The following is a 2,666-nucleotide window of genomic DNA, read 5'->3' as shown; positions in this document are numbered from 1 at the left end:
CAGCCAAAAAAACCAGCCCACCACACGGGGTGCGGCAGACCAGCCAATTCAACCAATCAACAAACAATCGGTATCAACAAACTTGGCACACTATTGAGTTCTCAAACAACAAACACGTGGAAATACTCTTCCGAGCCAGACTCGAAGTTTTACCTTCGAATCCTCCAAAGCTCTTTATTTCTTCGCCGTGGTGTGTTACTAACTTATTTCATTTCCTTTCCCCTTGTCAAATCCGCCCTTTTCGGTAAGAACCGAAACGAATTTAGCAAAAGGAAACAACCACACAACAAATAAAGCATCATCCGGCTTTAGTGCTCAGCACACGCTGGACTAGCTTGAAATAGTTGATGGGGTTGGCTGCCCTCACCGGGGCAACTCAGAAAACATTACATGCCTCCGCCGGTCCTTGCAAACCCACAGGGCACCTTGTGACGAGAGTCGCAGGCCCGGCTCTGGCTGGCGCTGGAGCGCGGCGTAACGGGCGCTCCGTTCTTCTTCAGCTGCCGCAGTGCAGCCCGCACTTCGAGCACTGCAGGACCGGCCCAGCCATCGCAGGACCCTGGCTCGCCTGGTCCAGGGTCGTCCCGCCCAGGGCCACGACGGATAGAGCAGCGGAGACCGGGACGGACTGCACCTTCCATGTCCAAGGCCGTTCTTGCCGTTCGTGGGACAGGGTGAACGGCTGGGATGGTCCCAGCTCGGGTACTGCAATCGAGGTCGACATGGCGGTCCGAGCAATTCGGTGACGCGTGGACACCCCGCTACCGGACAGGTTGTAGCCACGGCCGGCAAGGCCGTCAGGCGGGACGGTTTGTCGAGGAGCAGGACCTACCCGGGGTCCCGCACCTGCCGGTGAGGCAACGTTGGATGCAGATGGGGCGGAAAGGGTTGGGACCGAACGAAGGCGGCCGGAAGGATCTGCCTCGACCACCGGTGGCACGGATCGATTCGTCGACGGTGCAGAGCATCATCCCCTGGCCGGAAACGGACTGCCGCCCCGCTGAGAACGCACAAGTAGCCGGTGGAGGGCCGGTCGGCCGGTGAGTCCTGATCCCTCGATGCACGCCCTGCCCCTCCGTGCGCGCCTAGAGGCCTCCGACGGCTCGCCATTCCGGGACACCGGCGGTCGCTTCTCTATGCAGGGTGTACTCGGGGCGGGGTCCCGGCAACTGTGGGCGTGGAATACGCGTCCAGAGTGCCGCGACCGCCACTGGATGGGCTGATCAACGCTCCCTACAATCCGGAGGGTGCGCCGCCGTACGCCCGGCTCATACGGCCGTCGATGCCAGCGGCGTTCCCCGTCGTCAACCCCCGGCGCCGTACCGCATCCGTGCCGTCGCCGCACCGCGGGAGCGGCTGGGTACGGGCGGGAGGCCTCACAGGATGCTGATGTTGCTCGAGCAGAAGCTAATGCGGCCGCTGGGCGACGCGGCCGGCCTGGGGCTGGTCCGCCGTACGAGCCGCATCACCGCTGCCACCCGCGGCGCCGTGGCCATTGACGACGTGAGGGTTTCGGCCGGTGTCAGCAGCGCTCACCGGGCGCAGCGGTTCAGCGAGCTCATCGGTGTCGTGCCGAAGCGCCTGGGCCGCACCCACCGCTTCGCCGCACCGTGTTCTCGATTAACCCCACCGAACCGATCGACTGGGCCGACCTCGCCAGTAGCGCAGGTGACTTCGACCAAGCCCACTTCAGTCACGGGTTCCGGGCATTCACCGGCTCGCACCAACGCGGTATATCGAAGTCCGACGGCGGTTCCTGCGCGAGCATGCAGGTCACGTAATGGACGGCCGGCCGCTGCCAACAAATTAATTCCGTACAAGATCGACAGCCCGCGAACCTCTAACCTGAGGTTCATCCCCAATTAAAGGAGTAACCATGGGCAAGGTAGTCATGTACGGCTCGGTGTCGGTGGATGGATTCATTGCGGACGAAAACGACCAGCCCGGACCGCTGTTTGACTGGTTGACCGGCGGTGACGTGCCGTTGGACGAGAGCGGCGAGTTGAAGGTGTCGCAGATGTCCTACGACTACACCCGGCCGTACTGGGACCGGATCGGGGCGACCGTCGCCGGCCGCCACGTTTTCGACATGACGGACGGCTGGGACGGAAAGCCTCCGGGCGGGATCGACCACGTCGTCGTCGTGACGCACCGGCCGAAGCCCGAGGGCTGGGCCCCCGAGGCGCCCTTTCACTTCGTCGATGGCGTCGAGGCAGCCGTTGCCAGGGCGCAGGAGCTTGCCGGTGACCGCATTGTCGAGGTCGCCGCCGGCGACGTCGGTGGCCAGGCGCTTGCCGCGGGCCTGGTCGACGAGGTGCGCATGGACGTCGTACCCGTCGTGTTCGGGTCCGGAAAGCGCTACTTTGGATCGGTGCACGCACAGTATCTGTTGGAGGAACCTGACGTGGTGATTCAGGGCAACCGGGTGCTTCACCTGCGCTATCAGGTGCGTCGCTAAGTGACCTGAGGCGGTACGGGAAAAAGTCCGCCCCTAGTGTGCTGGGGTGCTGGCCCCCGACTCTACCGGTGCAGGTGGGAGCGTTTGGCTGGGTCTTTGTTGGGGTGGTTAACGCAGTGCAGGCCCCACCGGTGGTGGGGCCTGCGACTGGTACGGGTGGTCCGGCGGTGTCCTACTCTCCCACACTCTCTCGGGTGCAGTACCATCG

Annotated in this window: 1 protein-coding gene; it reads left to right on the top strand. The window is 63.6% G+C overall.

Annotated elements, in window-relative coordinates; genetic code table 11:
* Positions 1 to 1,876 precede the first annotated feature (1,876 nt).
* On the top strand, positions 1,877 to 2,458 hold the full coding sequence (locus ACX80W_RS16355) for a dihydrofolate reductase family protein (RefSeq protein WP_459285146.1): 582 nt from the start codon (positions 1,877 to 1,879) through the stop codon (positions 2,456 to 2,458).
* The last annotated feature ends 208 nt before the right edge of the window (positions 2,459 to 2,666 follow it).

It is taken from the genome of Arthrobacter melezitosi (assembly GCF_054511055.1).
This window is presented reverse-complemented; position numbering and strand designations above follow the sequence as displayed.